Here is a 22939-nt window from a genome sequence, read left to right as displayed (position 1 = left end):
TTCATTAAAAAGAGAAAGCAGGCACTTAAGATTTCTGCCCGCTTTCTCCTTTTGATATATTTACAATTTTTTTATTCGCCATATGCTTTAACTGATAAAAGCGGCGGAAATTTTTGATAATCGTTTTGATAACAGAATATAAAGGTATTGCTATAATAATCCCGACAAATCCATAAATGGAGTTAGCCACAAGAAGCAATAAAATGATGGTAATCGGATGGATGCTTAATCTTTTTCCCATAACAAACGGTGTTACCAGGTGCCCCTCTGCCTGCTGTACAGCCAGCAGGACAATCAATACCTTAACAGCCATAAAGGGATCCATTTGAAAAGCAATTAATAAAGCAGGTATGACCCCCATAAATGGGCCAAGTACAGGAACTACTGTCAGGCATGTGGCAATTGCGGCAAGCACAAGTGCATAATCCAGTCCAATGATCAAGTAGCCAATATACATCAGCACTCCATCGACAACTGCTATGATAAATTGTCCGATTATATACGTTGAAAGTGTTTTATCAACATCTTTAAGGATTAAATTTCCTTCGTGGCATACTTCATCAGGAAGATATTTTAATAAAAAAGGCCTAAGCTTGTGGTCATCCTTCAGAAAATAGAACAAGAGGAATGGAACAATAATGAGAACTGCAGCTATGCTGGTGATTGTTGTAAATATCTCTATTACATTGCCTGCAATTCTTTTGGAAAGGCCATTAAAATAAGATAGAGCTTTTTCCTTTAAATTCGAATTTTTTAAAAAGCTTATATTATTGTGATCCAGTGCTTCCTGTGATTGATTTGTAAGCTCTTTAACCTTCTGAGGCGCTTTTTCGGACAAATTTTGGATTTGTTCGGCGATTGATGGGCCTCCAAAATGTATAATGGCAAAAATAATGCCAATGACGGCCAAGAAAACCGTTAATATACTGATTGTTTTCGGAAGGTATCTTGATAAAAGTGTTACAACAGGCCTAATTATGTAATAAAGCAGCCCTGCGATAATGATAGGAAAAAAAACAGTGGCAATTGTTTTCTGTATGGGCCACAGCACATAATCTATTTTCCCAAGTGAAATGATAATCAAAATTGTCAGCAAAATGCCCGCTGCATATTTAAAAAACGGTTTATTAATCCACAATCCATTAACCTCCCTATATAAATGAGAAATATTCCTCTCATCTTCTTTCATTCCTTCTTTTATCAAGATTTAAACTCAAATTGAAATTATTATTTCGAAAAAGGGAACTTAAAACGCGCAAAGTTAAAATAGTTTTATTATAATTGGAGCTGTGATAAAATATTTTGTTAATTTTTATTATTGGTATATCCCATTTTTTTCGCATGTAACACATACATTAATTCAAAGAAGGCGAATATTATGAAACAAACAGGGCTGGTCCTTGAAGGCGGGGGAATGAGGGGTGTTTATACCGCTGGAGTGCTTCGCTATTTAATGGAGAAAGAAACATATATACCCTATATAATAGGAGTTTCGGCAGGTGCCTGCAACGGATCTCCTATGTGGCGAGGCAGATGGACAGAAATAAAATTGTGAATATTGATTATATTAAGCATCCTGAGTATATTTCTTTTAAACGTTTTCTCAGCAGGGGAGAGTTATTTGGGATGGATTTTATTTTTGATAAACTTCCAAATGACCTGGAGCCATTTGATTTCCAGGCTTTTAGAGACGCAGATGAGAAATTCATCGTAGGAACTACTGACTGTGTTACAGGAGAACCTGTCTATTATGATAAACAGCTGCATTACAAGAATATGCTGACCATCTTGAGAGCATCCAGCTCCATCCCTGTGATGGCTCCCATCATCAATTATGAAGGAAGATATCTTCTGGATGGCGCCATTTCAGACCCGATTCCTATTTTAAAGTCCGAAAAAGACGGGAACAATAAAAATGTTGTTGTTTTAACAAGGAATAAGGGATATCTGAAAAAACAGCAATCCTTTAGCTGGTACATAAAGCGTAAATATGGCCAATATGAAGGTTTGATTCATGCCATGATGCACCGTCATAACATTTATAATGAGACGGTTAGCTATTTGGAAGATCAAGAAGCAAAAGGGAACGTTTTTATAATCCGTCCTGAAGAAAAGTTGGATGTAGGAAGAATTGAACGCAATCCTTTAAAACTAAACAAGCTGTTTCAAAAGGGCTACCATGAAACAATGCAGCATTTTCCTGCCCTGAAGGAATTTTTAAGCTAAGTTCCATAATCGTAGTGATGCTATAGTATATTTGAATATAGTATTTCTTGAAATCGTTTTAAAAGTTGTAACATTCCGAAAATTTAATAATTAATGGTTGAATAATCTGGCCACTTAGGAGTAAAATGACTTTTATAGATTGATAAACCTTTCACAACTAAATTATTCAACAAGGAGTTTTGGCAATGAACCAATTAGATATGGAAATTATTTTTAACAAGAAAAAAAAGGAAAAGCCTTCTTCGCAAACGCTGGAGTTTGGAAAGGTTTTTACAGACCATATGTTTATCATGGATTATACCAGAGGACAAGGGTGGCATGACCCCCGGATCATCCCTTACCAGCCGCTATCCTTAGATCCTTCAGCAATGATCTTTCATTATGGCCAATCGGTATTTGAAGGAATGAAAGCCTATTTAACTCAAGATAAAGACATTGTATTATTCAGGCCAGAGAAAAATTTCCAGCGGCTTAATAAATCCAATGACCGTCTTTGCATTCCTCAATTAGATGTGGATTTTGTTTTAGAAGCTCTTAAAAAGCTGATTAAAGTTGATAATGAGTGGGTTCCTGAGGCACCAGGCACATCCCTGTACATACGCCCATTTGTAATCTCTACAGAACCTTATCTTGGTGTAGCTCCATCGGACAGCTACAAGTTCATTATCATTATGTCCCCTGTGGGCTCTTATTATAAAGAAGGAATCCATCCGGTTAAAATAGCAGTGGAAACAGAATTTACACGTGCCGTCAGCGGCGGAACCGGTGAAGCAAAAACTGGAGGAAATTATGCCTCCTCGCTCAAGGCACAAGAAGTTTCCGAAAGCTTGGGATATTCACAAGTATTATGGCTCGATGGTGTTGAAAAGAAATACGTCGAAGAAGTAGGAAGCATGAATGTTTTCTTTAAAATAAATGGAGAAATTATTACACCTGAATTGAACGGGAGCATTCTTCAGGGAGTTACCAGAACGTCTATTATCGAGCTGCTTAACCACTGGAATATCCCTGTTGCCGAGAGAAAGATATCAATGGCAGAAATACGTGAAGCCTATCATGAAGGGAAATTGGAAGAGGCGTTCGGCACAGGCACAGCAGCTGTTATATCACCAATTGGAGAATTTCTCTGGAATGATGAAAAAATGGTCATCAACAATGGGTTAACAGGCGAAATTTCTAAAAAGCTTTATGATTCACTTACAGGTATTCAAAATGGAACGGAACCTGATTTGCTAGGCTGGATAACAAAAGTATTGACTGCAGAATCTGTTAAATAGATGGACCCGCTCTAACAGCAAGGGATGCATGCGGATTAATAACAAGCGCAAACAGCTCCATACGATGTGTATGGGGTTATTGCTCTGTTAAACATGCCTGTTGTTTCCGGGTACCGCAGCCTGACGAGGAGTCATGCCTCAGCATTCAAGCTTCTTTCAAAGTGAAGAAAACCAGCTATGTATCAACCATGTCATTTTTAAAGCTATAAAAAAGGGATACCGACAGGAGGGATCACTTGCGTGCGATAATCCTTGGAATTGGCGCAGCATTCTTTTTTGCCTTTACGTTTGTACTAAATAGAATGATGGATATTTCAGGGGGAAGCTGGATTTGGAGTGCTTCCCTGCGTTACTTATTTATGGTTCCTTTACTACTTATTATTGTATTGTTCCGGGGAAACTTCATTCAGCTGATGCAGGAAATGAGAAAGCAGCTTTCACTATGGATGATTTGGAGTTTTGTTGGCTTTGTCCTTTTCTATGCACCGCTTTGTTTTGCTTCTGCCTACAGTCCCGGCTGGCTGATTGCAGGCACCTGGCAAATTACAATCATATCTGGATCTCTTTTGGCCCCGCTGTTCATCAATATACGTGAAACACCATCAGGTTTTGTAAAAACTAGAGAAAAAATTCCCTTAAAGGGACTCTCTATGTCTTTCATTATTTTATTAGGAATTATGATTATGCAGTATGATCATGCTTCTAAACTTTCGTTAAAGGAAATCTTACTTTGCATCATCCCCATCATTATAGCATCATTTGCTTATCCTTTAGGAAACCGGAAGATGATGGAGGTTTGTAAAGGAAACGTAGATGCATATCAAAGAGTACTTGGGATGACACTTGCAAGCCTGCCATTTTGGCTTATTCTATTTGTTTACGGGCTTTTGAAGGAAGGCCTGCCAGGTAAAAGCCAGGTACTGCAAGCGGGCTTAGTTGCTTTATTTTCGGGTGTTTGTGCTACAGTATTATTTTTTGCCGCCACAGATCTGGTCAAAGATGATATTAGACTTTTAAGCGGGGTAGAAGCGACACAATCTGCCGAAATTGTATTTGCTTTGATAGGAGAGATGATTTTTATTGGAACAGCCTTTCCATCAAATAGTTCTCTGTCAGGATTGGGACTTGTCGTTTTGGGTATGATTCTTCATAGCATTCTATCCTCAAGACATGAAAAGGCTGTCCGGTATTCCAGGATGGATGATAAGGAAAAACCAAAGATAAAAGCTTGATATCATATAGGGCAGGGCAGAGCACCAAAAATACTCAAAAACAGAGAAAAACCGTTTCTGATTCCCGGTTTACAGCCGCAAAAGTATTTGACGGCTTGGAAGTCGCTTAAAATAGAGTTGTATATTGAACAGATAAGAAAGCATGCTGATCTGAGCCGTAATGAAATGGACGGAAACGTTTTTCATCGGTGATGATACCGACTCTATTATAGGTACATATTCATTTTCTAAATAAACAATATTATTGAAGGGGAGAGCTATTTAAAAGCTCTTTTTCTATTTCACAATGCATTACAGGAAACAATGTTAGAAGACCTAGTAATCTATAAAAGTATTATTTTTATTTATACAGCAAAAAGCCTATCTGCAGGTTTGCTAAACTTAAAGTTTAACTGCAGATAGGCTGGTTTGTTTCTAAAAAGAGGGGACAATTTATCTTTTACAAATCGTTCAAGACCGTACCATATATATCATATTCAGGAGTATCATTTTTTGATTGAGACATTTCAAATGCAGTAACGCTTAGTAAATTTTTTGATATTGAAGAATGATCAATATCACCTGGACTATACACCGCTGCGTCATTCTCTTTGTTCCACTGGCTAGGGTTGATGTTCACAGTAATCATCTCCTTTAGCTGAGAATGGAAAGATCCATAGTTTTTAAAAATCTAGCGCTGATCACCGGGACTATACACCGCTGCGTCATTCTCTCTATTCCATTGGCTGCTGATTACAATCAATCTAACCATCTCCTTTGGTGTTATGAGAATGTTAAATGCATTTCTTTTTAAAAAATCTAGCGCTGATCACCGGGACTATACACCGCTGCGTCATTCTCTCTATTCCATTGGCTGCTGATTACAATCAATCTAACCATCTCCTTTGGTGTTATGAGAATGTTAAATGCATTTCTTTTTAAAAAATCTAGCGCTGATCACCGGGACTATACACCGCTGCGTCATTCTCTCTATTCCATTGGCTGCTGATTACAATCAATCTAACCATCTCCTTTGGTGTTATGAGAATGTCTTACATTTTACTGTATACCCGGTATGAAGAAGGACAAACATTTAATCTGATAAATTTAAAAATTCTTTTTATTTAGCGAGCAGAATAGCCAGCAGCAAAGTACATTTGTAATAATGGTAAATCTTTATATCCAAGATAGATGAATCGCCTAAAAGATTTCTAAATATTCTTGTAATTAAAACTGTAAATCGTATAATAACTTTAATACCGAATTTCGGAATTTGCCAAGCCAATAAAGGAGCTTAATCATGCAGAACCAAAATAAAACAGTTATTAAGTCGATGGAAATTCTTAATCTTTTTCTTCAGCATCCCAAGTTAACCTTAAAGGACATTGCAGATCTCTCAAACATTCCTAAAACATCGGTTCACAGGATGCTAGGTTCCCTTATCGAGATGGGTTTCCTGGTCAGAGACAGGGCGGGTTATTATGAATTAGGATTGATGTTCTTGCAATTTGGCCAAATTGTTTCCCAACGGTTAGACATAAGAAAAGTAGCACTTCCTTTCATGCGCAACCTGCTAAACGAAACAGGAGAAGCGGTTAACCTGATTGTGAGGGATGGAGATGAAGCAATTTATGTAGAAAAACTGGATACCCAGCATCCTGTTAGGCTTTTTACGGCAATAGGGAGAAGGTCTCCGCTATATGCAGGTGCGTGTTCCCGCATCATCCTTGCCAACTTGAAAGAAAATGAAAGAGAGGAATATATAAAGAAAAGCAATCTCCTTCCGTTAGCTTCCGGAACGATAACGGATAAAATATTGCTGCAGCATTCTTTAGAAACAGCGAGAAAAGAAGGATATGCAGTAAGTTATTCTGAGCTTGAAAACCATACCGTTTCGGTTGCTGCCCCGATATTCAATCACGAGGGTGAAATAGCTGCAGGAATCAGCATTGCGGGAATTGAAGGAAATTTTGGAGAAGACCGCCTTACAGTGTTTATAGAGAAGCTCAAAAGAGAAGCTGCCAAAATCTCAATGAAACTGGGATACCGGGATTAGGTAGCGATTACTATAATAAGCAGTAGGGTATTTCCTGCCAGTTAAAGAGATATAAAGGGTTGCCTTCTTAGCAGAAACTATTTTTTCTGCTGCAAGAGCCTACTACAAAGAGGTCTTGCAGCAAACTAATTGTTAGTAAATATTAGTAACTTTCTAGTTTAAGCTGGATGCCTATCTTCACCTCATCCAGCCAATTTTCTCTTTCTATTAATAAACGCTCCGCCTCCATTAAAGTAATTTCCTGAAAGGAAATAGATTCACCTGGTTTGAGCTGGCCTAACAGGGGCACATCTGCGGAAGCAACGTGCGCTATCCGGGGATAACCTCCAGTTGTTTGCCTGTCAGATAAAAGGATAATAGGTCTTCCATCTCGGGGAACTTGAATCGTGCCGTGAGTTACAGCTTCGGATAACAATTCCTTTGAAACTGAGGTTTGGAGCTGCGGGCCTGAAAGTCGATATCCCATCCTATCAGAATGAGAATCAATTTTAAATGTTTTTTCAAAAAGATCTTTTTTAGCTTTTTCATCAAACATACTAAAATGCTGTCCTTTTATTACTCTAAGAATTTGCTGGTTTCTTTTTTGAAAAAAACCCCCCCGAATATGCCAGCTGGCTTCCGCATAACCTGCTTTTTCTTTTTTTCTAAGATCTTGAAAAATAGAAGCTGCATTTCTGCTGGTACCATTGGTGAACAAGATATCATCTTTTTTTAAAGCTCTTCCGCGATACCCGCCAAATTCCGCTCTCAAGTAAGTGCTTCTGCTCCCTAGGACTTCCTCTGCTATCAATCCCCCGGAAAATGAAATATAGCATCGGCACCCCTGTTTACATGCCCCGAAAGTAAGAATGCTGTTTTTTTTGACAAACAATGGCTTCCATAAAGGAACAGCTTCCCCATTTATCTTAGGGCTAAGGTTTGCTCCTGTTATCGCCAATAGCATGTCTCTTTCAATTTTTAACTCCGGCCCGATTAAAGTAGCTTCAAGGGCAGCGTCATCTTCTTGATTTCCGACAAGCATGTTCGCTAATTTGTATGAAATTATATCCATTGCTCCTGATACGATAACGCCATATTTTTGATACCCATATCTCCCAAGATCTTGAAAGGTGGTTAAAAGACCTGGGCGAATAACCTTAATGCTCAATGTCTTTCCTCCTTAAACTCCTGAAACTCCTTTTCGTTAATAGGAGTAAATGTGACTATATCCCCAGCTTGAAGATAGCTTGGGCTGGAATTGGCCGGATTAAAAAGCGGAAGCGGTGTACGGCCAATGATTTGCCATCCGCCAGGCGTTGAAATAGGGTAAACCCCTGTTTGCTGTCCGGCAATGCCAACAGAACCAGCCGGTATTCGCAAACGAGGCGAAGATTTTCGGGGAGCAGCGATTTTGTTGGACATCCCGCCCAGATAGGGAAAACCGGGAGCAAATCCTATCATATACACAAGGTAATCACTTGATGAGTGGATTTTAACAACTTCCTGTACTGACAAAGAATGATGGCTGGAAACAAACTCTAAATCTGGTCCATATTCCCCGCCATAAACAACTGGAATGTCTACTTTTCTCCTCGTGAATTTTTCAGCACTTCCATTATCTTGAATAATATTCGTAATATAAGAATGCACTATTTTATAAGGAGATTCTCGATAACCGGAAGATATCCTGCTTTTTATTACAGCCATCGGATTATAGTATACAGTTATGCTCGCGAAGGCGGGGACACACTCGATAAACCCGGGAAATGGGGTATTTTCGAGATGTGCTGTTAAAGAACTGACCACATGCTGAAGCTCCGGATTAATTGTGCTGCCTAATTGAATCATTAAAGCGGAATCTCCTAAAGGCATAATTTTTAAATTTTCCTTTAAAATTTTATTCATATTATTATCCCTCAATTCCTATTTTCGGAACTATTATTCCGGATGACGGTTTCTTAATATTATAATAGTCTGAATTTACAAAAACAATAATTAAAGTGAAATATCCGCTATCAGGGGTTCTGCTGCCAATAAAAACAGGAAAAATCAAACAGGCTGAAGCTAATTTAATGCATAACTTATTTAAATTAAAAACTTATAAGTGTAAAAATTCTAAATATATAGTATTCTGATAATAGAAATTTCGGAATTTAAATTCCGCATTTCGGAACTTTTTTTACAAAAGGAGGAGGATTTTTTGTTAACAATCGATTTAAACTGTGACCTGGGAGAAAGCTTTGGCAGGTACGAGATGGGAAATGATGAAGAAATTCTTGATATTGTTACATCAGCAAATATAGCCTGCGGATTTCATGCTGGCGATCCAACGGTAATGCGCAAAACCGTAAACCTTGCATTGAAAAAGAATGCAAATATAGGAGCCCATCCGGGGTTTAATGATTTAACTGGTTTTGGCAGACGGGAATTAAAAATGGCCCCCCAAGAAATATATGATCTGATGATATACCAGATAGGCGCACTGCAAGGATTTGTTAAGGCTGCCGGCGGAAGGCTTAACCATGTCAAACCGCATGGTGCACTTTACAATATGGCTGCACAGGACCGGCTATATGCCCAGGCTATCGCTGAAGCTGTATACAGGATTCAGCCAGATCTTATCCTATACGGACTGGCTGGAAGTGAATTAATTAAAGCAGGAAAAGATGCGGGTATACATACTGCAAATGAAGTATTTGCCGACAGAACATACCAGCGTAATGGATCGCTCACACCAAGAACCGAAGAAAATTCGATGATAGAGGAAAAAGACCTCGCCGTTTCAAACGTCCTTTCAATGATAAAGAATAAAAAAGTCAAAATACATGATGGAAGTTATATACCAATAGAGGCAGATACCATATGCATTCATGGAGATGGACCAAGTGCCCTCGAGTTTGCCGTCCACATCAAGAAAGCGCTTGAACTTGAAGGAATCGGAATCAGAGGAATTCAAAGGTGATAATATGAAAAACAAAACCGAAGAGAGAGGAGTTTTCTGATGATTAAACTTATTGGCATTATAATTGTAGCCATTGGTTTTGGTTTCAGGGTCAATACCTTGCTCGTTGTTATGGCTGCAGGTATTGTCACTGGATTGGTTTCTGGTTTTTCTTTTAATGAGATCCTTTCACAATTCGGACAAATATTTATCGATAATAGGTATATGTCCCTTCCCATCATACTTACATTGCCCGTTATAGGCATTCTTGAGAGGCACGGACTGAAAGAAAGGGCAGAAGCACTGATAATCAGGGCAAAAGCCGCTACTGCTGGAAGAGTGATGCTGTCATATTTGCTTATCAGGGAAATTTCTGCAGCGCTGGGGCTGAATATTGGCGGCCACGCTCAAACAGTGCGTCCATTGGTTGCTCCAATGGCTGAAGGTGCTGCAGCTGCAAAGCATGGAAAACTATCAGAAAAAATCCAGAATGATATTAAGTCCCATGCAGCGGCATCAGAAAATGTTGGCTGGTTTTTCGGTGAAGACATTTTTATTGCAACGGGCGCTATTTTGCTTATGAAGGGCTATTATGATTCAGCAGGCCTGCACGTAGGAGTCTGGGACATGGCCCTATGGGGAATACCTACAGCCATTTCCGCACTATTACTTTCATGGTGGAGATTCAGCAGACTGGATAAAAACATTCACAATGAAATCCATGGAAAAACAAAAAAATCCAAAAATCACATTGCTTAAGGAGGTGCAGCCCATGAGTATCATTACACTGGAATATATATATTACTTGCTTGGAATCATTGTTGCTTTAGTAGCCATCCGGGTAGTAATGGATAAATCGCACCCTGCCCGCATAGGATCCTTTCTATTTTGGGGCATCTTTGCATTTACCTTTCTATTCGGTAAATTCATTCCTTCTTTGGCAGTCGGATATTTAGTTTTAATCATGGTCATTATTGCGGCACTCGGAAAGGTGAAAGCTGGCAAAGAAAGCGAGCCTCCCAAAGAGGAACGAATCTTGAATGCCAGCCGGATAAAAGGTAAGGTCTTCATTCCAGCTTTACTGATACCCGTGTTTACTGTAATCGGAACACTGACATTAGGGAAATTGCATATCGGTGGTACATACTTGGCAGATCCAAAGAATGTCACCCTTATTTCTCTTGGGTTAAGCACGGTGATTGCTTGCTTTGCGGCGCTTTATCTTACCAAGGCAAAAGCATCGGTGCCTGTTCATGAAGGGAGCCGGCTGATGCAGGCAGTCGGCTGGGCAATTATTCTTCCTCAGATGCTATCTGCCCTTGGCGGCATATTTTCGTCGGCCGGGGTCGGCAAGGTTGTTTCTGAAATTGTCGGCAATGTACTGCCAACACAATATGCCTTTGTTGCTGTTGCCGCATATTGCCTTGGGATGACTCTTTTCACTATTGTGATGGGAAATGCCTTTGCAGCATTTGCTGTCATTACCGGCGGCATTGGAATACCCCTTATTGTGCAGATGCATGGCGGCAATCCTGCCATCATGGGTGCATTAGGTATGTTCGCCGGATATTGCGGAACCTTAATGACACCAATGGCGGCCAACTTTAATATTGTGCCTGCCATGCTTCTGGATTTAAAGGATAAAAATGCAGTCATTAAGGCACAGCTTCCCATTGCACTGCCACTAATGATTATTAATATGCTTTTAATGTATGTGCTTGTATATAATTTTTAAAGGAGGAACCTGAGATGAAAACAGTTCTTGTTACAGGATTCGATCCATTTGGAGGGGAACAGGTAAATCCTGCCCTGGAATCAGTCAAAAAGTTAAAAGGAATTACCATAAGTGATCATGAAATTAAGGTAAAAGAGATTCCTACTGTGTTTCATAAATCCATTGATCACCTTAAGGAAGCGATAAGAGAAAGTGATCCGGCAATTGTTATATGTGTTGGACAGGCAGGGGGACGACATGACCTTTCTATTGAACGTGTTGCGATTAATGTCGATGATGCGCGCATACCAGATAACGATCAGAATCAGCCCATTGATAAAGAAGTCATAAAAGGCGGTCCTGTCGGATACTTGTCCACACTTCCAATCAAGGCGATTGTCAAAGAAATGAATGCTCAAGGAATTCCGGCTTCTGTATCGCAAAGTGCAGGAACATTTGTCTGCAATCACTTGTTTTACGGCCTGATGCATGAGCTTCATTCACTGCCTAAAAACATCCGCGGCGGGTTTATTCATATCCCATATCTTCCTGAACAGGCAATCGGCAAGGGATCCCAGCCAAGTATGTCAGTTGAAACCATTGTTAAGGGATTAAAGATTGCCATTGAAACGTCCATTCAATATCAGGAAGATATTGTAGCTGAAGGGGGCCAAATCAGCTAATTCAAAGGTATATTTAAACATCATGTTTGACCAATTACTTTTCGTACAAGAGAAATATACCTTCAGTGTAAATGGCAGAAAAGATCAGTAAAAAGGTGAAAAGCTTCCAGAATAGGCAGCTTTTCACCTTTTTTAAATGGCTGTTTTCGTAAACTTTGCTGCTATGGAACAAGGTGGTCTTTCCGCTTCAGGATGCTCGCTATCTGCAGGGCCGGCGGTGAGCCTCCCTATCTGCGCCCGCAGGGACTAACACCTGTCCTGCATTGACATAGGAAGTAATTACGATAATATGCGGCCAATGGATAAAGTAACCTGAAAGTGCTATAGTAAAGGTTATTCAAAAAACAAACTCAATCATATTTGATGGGTTTTTTTTCATTAAAAGGAAGATTAAAATGAATACAACTGTAGAATATATCAAAGAATGGCAGCAAGCACTTGTCTTTGAAATCCGCCATCTAAAAAAATTCGGAAGCACCAAATACCGGGTATTCAGCGGCCGGCTTTTAACGGCGGAATCTGGATTTACCTATTATTTTGACAGTAATATGGTACTTAAGATCCCTGTAGGCTCTATCGTAAAGCTTGAAAGGGGAAAGGAAAAATCAGAGGGCCGCATACTCTCATCTGAAGGCAAAAGTATAATCATTACATTTGAAAAGAACATGGGGGAATTAATAGGAGAAGCAAATTTGCTCCATGATCCCTGGGAGCTTCTTGAGCAGCTTATCGAAAGACTGCAGGAAAACAAAAAAAACAAAAAAAAACGGCTGCGCATAAAAAGACTCATGAATCCATCCATGCCTGCGAAACATCCTGAGGGCAAAACAAAAAGCAGTGTAGAAGAGGTTTATCTCAGAAGCAAATACAATCCAGTAACATATGTCTGGGGCCCGCCTGGCACTGGCAAAACCTATACATTAGCCCGCACTGCAGCAAATGCCTATTTTAAAGACAAGAATGTTTTAATATTATCGCACAGCAATCAGGCTGTTGATGTACTGATGAAGGAAATATCAGGGTTCATTAAGCTGAAAAAAAGGTTTAATGAAGGGGAGGTGCTTCGCTACGGATCACAGGCTGGAGACGAATTGAACAGTCACGAAGATATTCTCCCTTCAGCACTTATCAAAAAAGAATATCCAGGCCTTTTGGATGACAAGAACAGGTTAACCGGTGAAAAAAAGGGATTGAAACAGGATCTCAGTTCTTCATTCAGCAAAAGGGACTCTTCAGCACTTATTGAGATAGAAAAGAAGATAGCCAGAGTACTGGAAAAAATACGGCAAAAAGAGATTCATCTGGCAAAAGAGGCCTGCTTGATTGGAACGACCCTTGCCAAAGCCGCAGGAGATCCTGCTATCTATGAGAGAGAGTTTGATTTAGTCATTGTGGATGAAGCTAGCATGGCCTATATACCTCAGGCAGCATTTGCATCTGCTCTTGGCAGCAATGTGATTATCAGCGGCGATTTCAAACAATTGCCACCGATTGCCGCCTCAAGAAATCCTCTCGTAAATCAGTGGCTGAAGGAAGATATTTTTCATAAATCAGGAGTAGCTGATTCGGTTTCGAAAGAGCATCTTCACCCCCATTTATTTTTATTAAAACAGCAAAGAAGAATGCATCCGGACATTTCGTCATTTACTAACCGCTATATTTATCATTCACTCGTTGAAGATCATAAAAGTGTGCTGAACTCCAGAAATGAGATTGTTTCCCGTGCCCCGTTCAATAATAGGGCTGCTGTCCTTTTGGATACGAGTTTTACAGGTGCGCATTGCACGCAGGAAAGAATGTCTATGTCCAGGTTTAATCCGATGCACCTATTGCTTTCGTTTCAGCTGATTCACGAAGCATATGAAGGCGGCTCGCGTTCTATAGGTTATGTGGCACCATACCGGGCACAGGCTGTTTTCATGCAGAATCTCCTGGCTGATTTATACAGTGAAGAAATGAATTCAGCTGATATTATCGCTGCAACCGTTCATAAACTGCAGGGAAGCGAAAGGGATATCCTGATTTTTGATACAGTTGACAGCTATCCGGAGTCTCGTGCAGGTATGCTTTTAACCGGAAAAGAAAGTGAAAGGCTAATAAATGTCGCAGTCACAAGAACCAAGGGTAAATTCATTCAGGTAAGTGACCGATCGTTCATAAAAAAACACATTCACCATGGCAAAACACTGAGGCAGCTCGTTGATCATCAAGAAAAATACCATATGACGGCTGAAATTGATACAATCGGAAAATGGATTAAAAATCAGCATCCGAAGCTGCAGTGGATGCACGCTAAAAAGACCGATAAGATTTTTTCTGATATAAATGCCGCGGAGAAATCTATTATTGTTTCTCTTCCGGAAGGCACCCCTTTATCATCTCAATGGAAAAACCTTTTTAAATTAAAATCCGAGGAAGTCAGGATTACTGTGCTTTCCGGGACAGAATGGCCCAGCCTCGGGAATTATAAGGCAATACCGCATAATGTGCCATATCCATTCATTATTATAGATGAGAGGTATTTTTGGCTGGGTTTGCCCCTTGATCAATCTTTATACAGGGAGGCGCCATTTGTCACTGCAAGACTTGATTCCTCTGTGTTCTGCAGCCACTTCATTTCTCAAATTCCAGGAATTGGAGAAGAAAGCTAATAACTTGTAACATTAATCTGATATTTTATAATGAAGAAGAATTAAATAATTAAATAATATAAATCACATAATTTTTGGAGGCCATCATAATGAAAGTAGTTCAGAATATTACCGATTTAATTGGGGAAACACCTGTGATTAGACTTAACAGACTAGTACCTGAAGGAGCTGCAGATGTTTATGTAAAGCTGGAAATGTTCAATCCTTCTAAAAGTGTTAAAGACCGGGCAGCTTACAATATGATTGAACAAGCTGAAAAACAAGGTTTACTGAAAGAAGGAGACACAATTATTGAGCCTACCAGCGGAAATACGGGCATCGGGCTTGCCATGATTGCAGCAGCCAAAGGGTACCATGCCATTTTGGTCATGCCCGACAATATGACAAAGGAAAGGATTAGCATTCTTAAAGCATATGGTGCCGAAGTAGTCCTGACGCCCAGCGAGAAAAAAATGGGCGGCGCGGTAGAAAAAGCTCTTGAATTAAAAAATGAAATTCCTGACAGCTTTATTCCTCAGCAGTTTGAGAATCCGGCAAATGCTGATATTCATAGAAGCACAACCGCAATTGAAATTTTGGAGCAGATGGACGGCGAGCTCGATGCATTTGTAGCCACAGCGGGAACTGGCGGGACCATTACAGGCATCGGGGAAACACTTAAAAAGAAGCTGCCTGGAATTCACATTACTGTTGCAGAACCAAAAGGATCCCCGGTCCTTTCAGGCGGCAAGCCCGGTCCCCATAAACTTGTCGGAACAAGCCCCGGTTTTATACCAGCTATTTTAAATACAGCGGTATATGATGAAATCATGCAAATATCCGATGAAGAGGCAATAGACATGTTCAAAAAGCTTGCAAGCAAAGAAGGATTATTCCTAGGTCCTTCAGCAGGGGCTGCCGTTTATGCTGCCATACAGGTTGCAGTGCGGCTCGGAGCCGGCAAAAAGGTATTATGTATTGCGCCTGACACAGGTGAACGCTACTTAAGCATGAATTTATTTTAAGAACTCTATTAAAGGACTTGGCTGATTTCTGCGTTTTATAAATTGGAGCAGATTACCTTGGAGCCAGCGGGATTAGCAACAGGGAAACCCCGCAGACTCCGGATTCTTCTATTTGCAGAGAATCACCTTGAAATGTCTGCTGGTTCACAAACATATTTATTTGTCTGATTCATTATACTATTGATGACCTGTTTTTTTGAATTCTGCAGTTGATCACACCACTGCTGGATTCGCACATTGCAAATCAGCTAAATACATATTAAAAAGGCGGGATAATATGAAGACTTATAAACAACGTGAAGAAGTGCCGGTTCAGGATACCTGGAACCTGGACGACATATACAGCAGTCTTGACCTTTGGGAAAAAGACTTCAGCAAAATACTTGAATCTGCTGAAAAAATAAAATCCTTTGACGGTAAGATAAGTGATGCCGGCAGTTTACTGAAATATTTGAAGCTCAGCGAAGATACAGGGTATTTATACAATAAAGTATATGTTTATGCGATGCTTCATGTGGATCTTGATACAAGGAAGACAAGCTCTCAGGCATTATTGGATAAAGCAAGCCAGCTGGGGCAAAAGTTAAGCAGTGCTTCTTCTTTTTTCATGCCATTTCTGCTTTCACTAAATGAAACAACATTAAAAGGGTATATTGAGGAAGAAGAAGGACTGAAATATTTCGAGGATGATTTATTGGAATCATTCCGTTATAAAGCACATGTCCTTTCTAAAGAACAGGAACAGGTGCTTTCCCAGCTTGGTGAAGCCCTGTCATCTCCTCAAAAAACGTTCGGTATGATTAATAATGCTGACATCAAATTTGGGCTAGTAACAGATGAAAAAGGCAGTAAAGTCGAGCTTACCCGCGGAATGTATAGCAAGCTCATTGAAGATGAAAACAGGGAGAAGCGCAAAGAAGCATATAAGGCCTACTATGAGCCATATTTAGGGCTGCAGAATACAATCGCTTCTACTCTTTCAGCTGCTGTTAAGAATAATGTCCTTTTATCCAAATTAAGAAATTATCCTTCTGCGCTTGAAAAATCCCTGTTTGGAGATAATGTGCCAAATGAAGTGTACAATAATCTCATTTCGGCCACCAAGGAACATATAAAGCCCCTGCACAAATATATGAGTGTGAGAAAAGAGCGGCTTGGACTGGAGGAATTGCGTCAATATGATTTAAGCGTACCGCTTGTGAAAGGAGTAAAACAGGAAATTCCTTATGAAGAGGCTTACAAAACCATGCTTGCCAGTCTGAAGCCTTTAGGTGCAGAGTATCAGTCAGTATTATCACAGTTTAAGGAAAAACGATATATTGATGTAAGAGAGACTCCAGGCAAGCGCTCCGGTGCCTACAATCTTGGCCTTTATGGCGTTCATCCGTTCATTCTGCTGAATTACCAGGATGATCTTGACAGCTTATTCACACTGGCTCATGAATCCGGCCATGCCATGCATTCATATTTCAGCTCAAAGCATCAGCCGCAAATCACAGCCGGATATTCCATCTTTGTGGCAGAAGTCGCTTCCACTGTGAATGAAATCCTGCTTATTCGCTATCTGTTAAAAACAACAGAAGATACTGAAATGAAAAAGCATTTGCTGAACCATTTTATTGACGGTTTTAAAGGGACATTCTTCACTCAGGTCATGTTTGCTGAATTTGAAAAATTGGTACATGAAAAAGCAGAAAAGGATGAACCATTAAATGTAGATGTGTTCAATGAAACATACGAAAGCATTTATAGGCAGTACAATGGAGAAGAAATCATTCTGGATGACGAAGTAAAATATGGCTGGTCACGCATACCGCATTTTTACCGCCCGTTTTATGTATACAAATATGCCACTGGCTATGCATCAGCCATCACTATCGCTGACAATATTTTATCAGGAGAACAAGGAGCGCTTGACAACTATCTGAACTTCTTAAAAAGCGGAAGCTCGGAATATCCTCTGGATCTTCTTAAATCTACTGGGGTAGATCTTACAGAACCTGAAACCATTAAACATGCACTTACCATTTTCAGTGATTTAGTTGAAGAGTTCGCAGCTCTTTAATAGATGTTATTGCAGAACATTACACGGCAAGAGCCGCACTTATCCTTTTTTGGAAGTGCGGCTTTTACATGTGTTTTAAAAAGATGTAATTATAAAGTCCGGTTCATAGGCTGTTTTTGTAAATATTGCTGCTTTGCAACAAGGTGGTTGATTTTCGCTTGATGATGCTCGCTTTCCGATGGGCGGGCAGTGAGTTTACTCGGCAGCGGATGCGGGTACCGCTAATCCCGAAGTAGTTTCGCACTCTGCGTTCCAAACAACTATGTGATCGCCTCACAAAATAAAAACAATAATATTTAAGAAAAGAGTCTTTTAATAACACCAAATTGAATTAAAACAAAAGTGCGGAAAGTATCCAGCATCCGCCCTTATACAGCTCGGCATTCTGCAGAGAAATAAAAAAGGCCATTAAACACATGCTGACTTTAAAAACTTTTTAGGCAGTCTCTCTGCTATCCCAAGCTTTATAAGGGGTAATATCACTATCATTGCGTTAAACTAGCTAAAGATATGACCACAGCAGGATCCTTATAACCAGATGAATAATTAGCACAGGAAGGAGTATTCCATGAAATTAAGTATATTAGATCAATCGCCAATTCCAGAAGGAAAAACTGCTGCAGATGCCCTCAAAGACTCTCTTGAACTGGCACAAGCAGGAGAAAAATACGGATACAGCCGTTTTTGGGTGACTGAACATCACGATATGCCCGGACTTGCTTGTTCTGCTCCGGAAATATTGCTGAGTTATATAGGTGCACTGACACATAAAATCCGAATCGGTTCTGGGGCTTTGCTCCTTCCTCATTATAAGCCGTATAAAGTAGCAGAGCAGTTCAATATGCTGGCTTCACTTTTCCCTGGCAGGATAGATTTAGGCATTGGGCGGGCTCCTGGAGGTTCGGCAGAAGCAACTTCAGCTCTTTCTGATGCATTCCTTCAGCAGGTTTATAAAATGCCTGAGCTGGCAGACGAACTCCTGCATTTTCTTCATGCTGATTTTCCCGAAGAAAATATCTTTTCAAAAATAACGGCAGCCCCTGTTCCTCAAACCAGCCCTGTACCATGGGTCCTCGGTACAAGCGCCAAAAGCGCTAAGCTTGCAGCCGAAAGAGGAATGGCTTATGCATTCGGCCAGTTCATGTCTGATAAAGAAGGTACAGAAATTTTATCAATCTATAATGACAATTTTATACCTTCAAAAAGTTTAAAGGTACCTATGTCTTTGCTGACGATAAATGCAGTTTGTGCAGAAACAGCGGAAAAAGCGAGAGAAATAGCAGAGAGCAGCCTGCTGTGGAAAATAAATGCCTCTATCGGTACGGGAGGGAAGGTTCCTTCAAAAGAGCAGGCAAAAAAGTATTTCAAGAAGCATAGCACCAAAAGCAGCAGCGGACAATTGAGCTCTAATTTTATCATAGGAAATCCCGCTGAAGTAAAGGATCAATTGATAGGATTGCAGCAGAAGTATAAAACGGATGAACTAATGATACTTACTATTGCACATGATATACGTGACCGGATTAATTCCTACGAATTGATTGCCCGTGCGATTTTAGAATAACCGCATGTTTTCTGAAAATTCCGCTATTCACCAGCTTTGCGCAAAGCTTCGGACCAAGCCGTATCACGTGCAATTCTGTCTATTTTTTAATAAGATGGCACTATTGAAACAAAAGTAAAACCTATATGAAAGAAGATGAACGTATGTCTAATCAAAATTCAACAGGCAAAAAACAGATTCAGGATATACCTTTGTCCGTTTTGGATTTAGCTCCTATTCTTCAGGGCGGTTCTGCTGGCGAGTCATTCCGGAACTCCCTGGATCTGGCTCAGCATGCAGAAAAATGGGGCTTTAACCGGTACTGGCTGGCCGAGCACCATAATATGCCTGGAATAGCCAGTTCAGCTACATCAGTCGTCATTGGCTATATTGCCGGCGGTACCACCAAAATACGAGTGGGCTCAGGGGGAATCATGCTGCCAAATCATTCTCCACTGGTCATTGCAGAACAGTTTGGTACACTAGAATCCATGTACCCAGGCAGGATAGACCTTGGCTTGGGAAGAGCACCCGGAAGCGACCAGTTAACAGCAATGGCTCTGCGACGTGATGTCAGGAGAAATGGACAGGAGTTCCCAGAAGATTTGGAACAGCTCCGGAGTTACCTGGACGCAAATTCAAGCAGCAAGGCAGTAAGGGCCATTCCGGGAGAAGGATTGAATATACCGATCTGGCTTCTTGGCTCAAGCGGTTTTAGCGCTCAATTAGCTGCTCAGCTTGGCTTGCCCTTCGCATTTGCCAGCCACTTTTCACCTGAGAATACAGTTCCTGCCTTAAACCTTTATCGCAACAATTTTAAACCATCCAAGGTATTAGATAAGCCGTACGCAATGGTTGGAGTAAATGTTTTTGCAGCAGACACAACGTTAGAAGCAGCTAAATTGGCTACTTCCCACCAGCAGCAATTTTTGAACTTAATCCGCAATAATCCTGGCCCGCTTGCTCCTCCAGTGGAAACGATGGAGGGAATCTGGACAGAATATGAAAAAGCTGCCGTCTTGCAGCAGCTTAAAACATCCATCATTGGCGGCCCGGATGAAGTAGAAGAAAAACTTCAGGAATTCCTTAATGAAACCCAGGCAGACGAAATCATGGTTACTTCAGGAATATTTGATCATGCAGCAAGGTTGCACTCTTTTGAAATTTTATCAGCTCTTAAAAACAAGCGGCAAAACTAATAACAAAAACCTCCCATGGTAATCGGGAGGTTTTTTTATGATTCTATTCCTTATTGAGGGAGCAAGTAATATTCATATTTTGGCGGTTCGGCAAGGGTCTTTTTTATTATTTTCCCTTCTTGCAGCAGTTCCTGCAGCCCTTCTTCAATATCTTCCATCCTCATATCCCAAAGCTGCGCAAGCTTTGCAGATGAAATAGACATATATTTCGGACTTTTTGCTGATGATGTCAACGTCGGTTTATTTTTCCCCATTGTCATCGGAATAAAAGTCCCCATTTATATCGGTTACTCAGTTACTTTGGCTGGGAACATTCCAGCCTTTTTCTTTTCTTTGAGGCGATAGGACTCTCCTTTGATATTAAAAGTGACAGAGTGATGAAGGAGTCGATCTAGAATCGCTGTAGCTAAAACATCATCCCCAAATACTTTTCCCCATTCAATAAATGATTTATTAGATGTTAAGATCATTGCCCCATTTTCATATCGTTTGGACACCACCTGAAAAAAGATATTGGCTGTTAGTTCATCAAATGGAAAATATCCTACCTCATCGATGAGGAGTAAATTGGGGCGGCTCCATTTGTTAACTAAGCGATGGAGAGTTCCTTTTGATTCTGCCTTTCGGCATTCTGATACCAATTCATCAGCCGTTAAAAATAACGCAGTGTATCCTTGTGTAATAGCTTCTACGGCAAAGGATATCGCTAAATGGGTTTTTCCTACACCTGGTGGACCTAATAGAATCCTATTTTCCCCGTTTGCGATGTACCTACAAGTCAAGGTTTCCTTCACACGCTGTTCACTTACACTAGGCTGAAACGTATACTCAAAATCATGGATGTTCTTCATGTAAGGAAGCTTGGCGCTCTTCATCCTCTTGGACAAGAGATTCCCCTGTCTAGCTTCAGTTTCTCTCAAAACAAGAGTGTGCAAAAAATCAAAATATGATACATTATTTCTAGAAGCGTTCTCTAAAAGATCATCTAATTGGTTGGCTATTTCCTGCCAACCAAGATTCTCTAGCTGCTCTTCGAGTTGGTTTTTCATATTGAATCACCTTCTTCCAGAGCAGCATAAGAAGCTAGAGAACGTGTTTCAACAATAGGAGTAGGGACATTTCCAGAATCTTTGGCCGCCAAACCAGTGGGATTCTGATGTTCCTGCTCTTTTCCTGTTTTGTGTAATCCTTCATAATGCTCTAGCTTCACATGAACACTCGTTTTACCCGTTAAAATAGGGTGTTGAGCCACGCACTCCTTCTCATCATAGATTTCAATTTGATGATCCAAGGTTACTTTAACCTTTACTTTGTGGCCCGCATACCGGAAAGGGACAGAATACTTTTTGCCTAAATAAGAGATGAAACAATCCCGGCTTACTTCACGTATCTCCCAATGACTAGTCGGGAAGAGGGGTTTTGTTCCCCAAGTCTGAAGAAACCTTTGTTCGTGTTGTAGGCGTTGAACCGGTGGTTCATTAGTTGTTTGATTCTTCTTTTGATTCGCTGTTTGATCAAGCCATATACGGATATCATGATTTAAGGCGTATATTGTAGGTTCATGTTTTCTTTGGAAGAAATTATTCTTTACATATAGAACCGTTCTTTCCACTTTCCCCTTGGTTTGTGGACGATGAGGTTTACATGCTTTTGGGATGATTCCATAATAGGCTAGAAAATCTTCAAACGTTCTATTAAATCGAATCTCTACTGGACTATGCTTCGTGACGACTGTTTTCATATTGTCATAGAGAATCTGTTCCGGTAGACCGTTAAAGTATGCAAAGGCATTCATGTGACATTTCATCAGTGTTTCTAATTTCATATCTGTTGTAAACTCCACATATTTCATTCTGGAATAACTTAAAACCATGATGAATGCATAAACTTTTTGAAGCTTACCATCTACTTCATACATACCTACATCCGCCCAATCCATCTGAGCTTGTTTTCCTGGTGCTGTTTCAAATCGTACAGTGGCTTGTTTTTTCGGTTGAACCCGATAGGGTTTTATAAACTCTCGGAGGATAGTTGTTTTCCCCTCGTATCCCATGGCTTGAATTTCCTCAAATAGAACCATGCAATTTGTCGTTCCTTCTTGAATCCTTTGAAGAAGATAAGGCTTAAATGTTTCTAATTTACTCTCCCTAACCTTACGCTTAGATGATTGAGGTAATTGATCTTGATTTATGTATTTACTTACTGTTTTACGATCAAACCCTGTCTCTTCAGCTATAGCTGTTTTTGTCCATCCTTTTTGATGTAATTCTCTTATCATAAAAAATTCCCCAGTCTTCAGCATCGTCTCAAACACTCCAACCCTCTTAAGTGATGAGACAATTATCTGTTATTATTGGGGAATTTTAAACCGCTGATATTGGGTATTTTAG

At 40.2% G+C, this 22939-nt stretch carries 19 protein-coding genes and 1 pseudogene; 13 read left to right on the top strand and 7 right to left on the bottom strand.

The window, feature by feature from the left end; translation table 11 throughout:
- Window positions 1-25: 25 nt before the first annotated feature.
- A complete protein-coding gene (locus ACN6MY_RS13645) occupies window positions 26-1138 on the bottom strand; it encodes an AI-2E family transporter (protein WP_419880682.1) in 1113 nt (370 codons plus the stop codon).
- A 240-nt stretch (window positions 1139-1378) separates the two neighbouring features.
- On the opposite strand from ACN6MY_RS13645, the pseudogene ACN6MY_RS13640 reads away from it, so the two are divergent.
- The 3 genes and pseudogenes from ACN6MY_RS13640 to ACN6MY_RS13630 all read left to right on the top strand — a co-directional run bounded on the left by ACN6MY_RS13640 (window position 1379) and on the right by ACN6MY_RS13630 (window position 4735).
- Window positions 1379-2226 (top strand): annotated as a pseudogene (locus ACN6MY_RS13640) (patatin-like phospholipase family protein).
- 185 nt (window positions 2227-2411) lie between these two features.
- Window positions 2412-3503 carry a branched-chain amino acid aminotransferase gene (locus ACN6MY_RS13635; protein ID WP_419880681.1) on the top strand — a complete coding sequence of 364 codons (1092 nt, stop codon included), beginning with the start codon at window positions 2412-2414 and terminating at the stop codon, window positions 3501-3503.
- 236 nt (window positions 3504-3739) lie between these two features.
- On the top strand, window positions 3740-4735 hold the full coding sequence (locus tag ACN6MY_RS13630) for a multidrug resistance efflux transporter family protein (protein ID WP_419880680.1): 996 nt from the start codon (window positions 3740-3742) through the stop codon (window positions 4733-4735).
- A 439-nt stretch (window positions 4736-5174) separates the two neighbouring features.
- Here the strand turns inward: ACN6MY_RS13630 and ACN6MY_RS13625 are convergent, their stop codons facing one another.
- On the bottom strand, window positions 5175-5354 hold the full coding sequence (locus ACN6MY_RS13625; RefSeq protein ID WP_419880679.1) for a hypothetical protein: 180 nt from the start codon (window positions 5352-5354) through the stop codon (window positions 5175-5177).
- Window positions 5355-6014: 660 nt separating this feature from the next.
- On the opposite strand from ACN6MY_RS13625, the gene ACN6MY_RS13620 reads away from it, so the two are divergent.
- Window positions 6015-6770 carry an IclR family transcriptional regulator gene (locus tag ACN6MY_RS13620; RefSeq protein WP_419880678.1) on the top strand — a complete coding sequence of 252 codons (756 nt, stop codon included), beginning with the start codon at window positions 6015-6017 and terminating at the stop codon, window positions 6768-6770.
- A 142-nt stretch (window positions 6771-6912) separates the two neighbouring features.
- Here the strand turns inward: ACN6MY_RS13620 and ACN6MY_RS13615 are convergent, their stop codons facing one another.
- Together ACN6MY_RS13615 and pxpB are read right to left on the bottom strand one after the other, a co-directional pair.
- A complete protein-coding gene (locus ACN6MY_RS13615) occupies window positions 6913-7917 on the bottom strand; it encodes a biotin-dependent carboxyltransferase family protein (RefSeq protein WP_419880677.1) in 1005 nt (334 codons plus the stop codon).
- Window positions 7914-8597 (bottom strand): 5-oxoprolinase subunit PxpB, encoded by a 684-nt coding sequence (gene pxpB / locus ACN6MY_RS13610; RefSeq protein ID WP_419880676.1) that lies wholly within the window; start codon window positions 8595-8597, stop codon window positions 7914-7916. Before pxpB ends, ACN6MY_RS13615 begins: the two co-directional genes overlap by 4 nt.
- A 352-nt stretch (window positions 8598-8949) precedes the next feature.
- Here pxpB and ACN6MY_RS13605 point away from each other — a divergent pair, with 352 nt between their 5' ends.
- From ACN6MY_RS13605 to ACN6MY_RS13565, 9 genes are all read left to right on the top strand, one after another.
- On the top strand, window positions 8950-9711 hold the full coding sequence (locus ACN6MY_RS13605) for a LamB/YcsF family protein (protein WP_419880675.1): 762 nt from the start codon (window positions 8950-8952) through the stop codon (window positions 9709-9711).
- Window positions 9712-9750: 39 nt separating this feature from the next.
- A complete protein-coding gene (locus ACN6MY_RS13600) occupies window positions 9751-10449 on the top strand; it encodes a DUF969 domain-containing protein (RefSeq protein ID WP_419880674.1) in 699 nt (232 codons plus the stop codon).
- Window positions 10450-10462: 13 nt separating this feature from the next.
- Window positions 10463-11425, top strand: coding sequence for a DUF979 domain-containing protein (locus tag ACN6MY_RS13595; protein ID WP_419880673.1), 963 nt, complete (start codon window positions 10463-10465; stop codon window positions 11423-11425).
- 14 nt (window positions 11426-11439) lie between these two features.
- Window positions 11440-12087 (top strand): pyroglutamyl-peptidase I, encoded by a 648-nt coding sequence (gene pcp, locus ACN6MY_RS13590; protein ID WP_419880672.1) that lies wholly within the window; start codon window positions 11440-11442, stop codon window positions 12085-12087.
- Window positions 12088-12482: 395 nt separating this feature from the next.
- Window positions 12483-14738 (top strand): AAA domain-containing protein, encoded by a 2256-nt coding sequence (locus tag ACN6MY_RS13585; protein WP_419880671.1) that lies wholly within the window; start codon window positions 12483-12485, stop codon window positions 14736-14738.
- A gap of 89 nt (window positions 14739-14827) precedes the next feature.
- Window positions 14828-15742 carry a cysteine synthase A gene (gene cysK / locus ACN6MY_RS13580; RefSeq protein ID WP_419880670.1) on the top strand — a complete coding sequence of 305 codons (915 nt, stop codon included), beginning with the start codon at window positions 14828-14830 and terminating at the stop codon, window positions 15740-15742.
- Window positions 15743-16019: 277 nt separating this feature from the next.
- Window positions 16020-17807: an oligoendopeptidase F gene (pepF, locus tag ACN6MY_RS13575; RefSeq protein ID WP_419880669.1), complete on the top strand. Its 1788-nt coding sequence runs from the start codon at window positions 16020-16022 to the stop codon at window positions 17805-17807.
- 568 nt (window positions 17808-18375) lie between these two features.
- On the top strand, window positions 18376-19371 hold the full coding sequence (locus ACN6MY_RS13570) for an LLM class flavin-dependent oxidoreductase (RefSeq protein ID WP_419880668.1): 996 nt from the start codon (window positions 18376-18378) through the stop codon (window positions 19369-19371).
- Between the two features lie 143 nt (window positions 19372-19514).
- The gene (locus ACN6MY_RS13565) at window positions 19515-20549 is read left to right on the top strand and encodes an LLM class flavin-dependent oxidoreductase (protein ID WP_419880667.1); all 1035 of its coding nucleotides are present in this window, start codon (window positions 19515-19517) and stop codon (window positions 20547-20549) included.
- A gap of 50 nt (window positions 20550-20599) precedes the next feature.
- Here ACN6MY_RS13565 and ACN6MY_RS13560 read toward each other — a convergent pair whose 3' ends face one another.
- The 3 genes from ACN6MY_RS13560 to istA are packed head-to-tail and all read right to left on the bottom strand — an operon-like array spanning window position 20600 to window position 22851.
- Complete coding sequence (locus ACN6MY_RS13560) at window positions 20600-20809, bottom strand: hypothetical protein (RefSeq protein WP_419880666.1); 210 nt, start codon at window positions 20807-20809, stop codon at window positions 20600-20602.
- Window positions 20810-20836: 27 nt separating this feature from the next.
- The gene (gene istB, locus ACN6MY_RS13555; protein WP_419880522.1) at window positions 20837-21598 is read right to left on the bottom strand and encodes an IS21-like element helper ATPase IstB; all 762 of its coding nucleotides are present in this window, start codon (window positions 21596-21598) and stop codon (window positions 20837-20839) included.
- The gene (gene istA, locus ACN6MY_RS13550) at window positions 21595-22851 is read right to left on the bottom strand and encodes an IS21 family transposase (protein WP_419884159.1); all 1257 of its coding nucleotides are present in this window, start codon (window positions 22849-22851) and stop codon (window positions 21595-21597) included. Before istA ends, istB begins: the two co-directional genes overlap by 4 nt.
- Window positions 22852-22939: the final 88 nt, after the last annotated feature.

Source organism: Peribacillus sp. B-H-3, assembly GCF_048572925.1.
GTDB lineage: Bacteria > Bacillota > Bacilli > Bacillales > DSM-1321 > Peribacillus.
This window is presented reverse-complemented; position numbering and strand designations above follow the sequence as displayed.

Excerpts from the sequence above, each read along its gene's own strand:
- ACN6MY_RS13635 (WP_419880681.1), top strand. The coding sequence starts at position 2,412 with ATGAACCAATTAGATATGGAAATTATTTTTAACAAGAAAAAAAAGGAA.
- ACN6MY_RS13620 (WP_419880678.1), top strand. The coding sequence starts at position 6,015 with ATGCAGAACCAAAATAAAACAGTTATTAAGTCGATGGAAATTCTTAAT.
- pxpB (WP_419880676.1), bottom strand. The coding sequence starts at position 8,597 with ATGATTCAATTAGGCAGCACAATTAATCCGGAGCTTCAGCATGTGGTC.
- ACN6MY_RS13600 (WP_419880674.1), top strand. The coding sequence starts at position 9,751 with ATGATTAAACTTATTGGCATTATAATTGTAGCCATTGGTTTTGGTTTC.
- ACN6MY_RS13595 (WP_419880673.1), top strand. The coding sequence starts at position 10,463 with ATGAGTATCATTACACTGGAATATATATATTACTTGCTTGGAATCATT.
- pcp (WP_419880672.1), top strand. The coding sequence starts at position 11,440 with ATGAAAACAGTTCTTGTTACAGGATTCGATCCATTTGGAGGGGAACAG.
- ACN6MY_RS13585 (WP_419880671.1), top strand. The coding sequence starts at position 12,483 with ATGAATACAACTGTAGAATATATCAAAGAATGGCAGCAAGCACTTGTC.
- cysK (WP_419880670.1), top strand. The coding sequence starts at position 14,828 with ATGAAAGTAGTTCAGAATATTACCGATTTAATTGGGGAAACACCTGTG.
- pepF (WP_419880669.1), top strand. The coding sequence starts at position 16,020 with ATGAAGACTTATAAACAACGTGAAGAAGTGCCGGTTCAGGATACCTGG.
- ACN6MY_RS13570 (WP_419880668.1), top strand. The coding sequence starts at position 18,376 with ATGAAATTAAGTATATTAGATCAATCGCCAATTCCAGAAGGAAAAACT.
- ACN6MY_RS13565 (WP_419880667.1), top strand. The coding sequence starts at position 19,515 with ATGTCTAATCAAAATTCAACAGGCAAAAAACAGATTCAGGATATACCT.
- ACN6MY_RS13560 (WP_419880666.1), bottom strand. The coding sequence starts at position 20,809 with ATGACAATGGGGAAAAATAAACCGACGTTGACATCATCAGCAAAAAGT.
- istB (WP_419880522.1), bottom strand. The coding sequence starts at position 21,598 with ATGAAAAACCAACTCGAAGAGCAGCTAGAGAATCTTGGTTGGCAGGAA.
- istA (WP_419884159.1), bottom strand. The coding sequence starts at position 22,851 with ATGCTGAAGACTGGGGAATTTTTTATGATAAGAGAATTACATCAAAAA.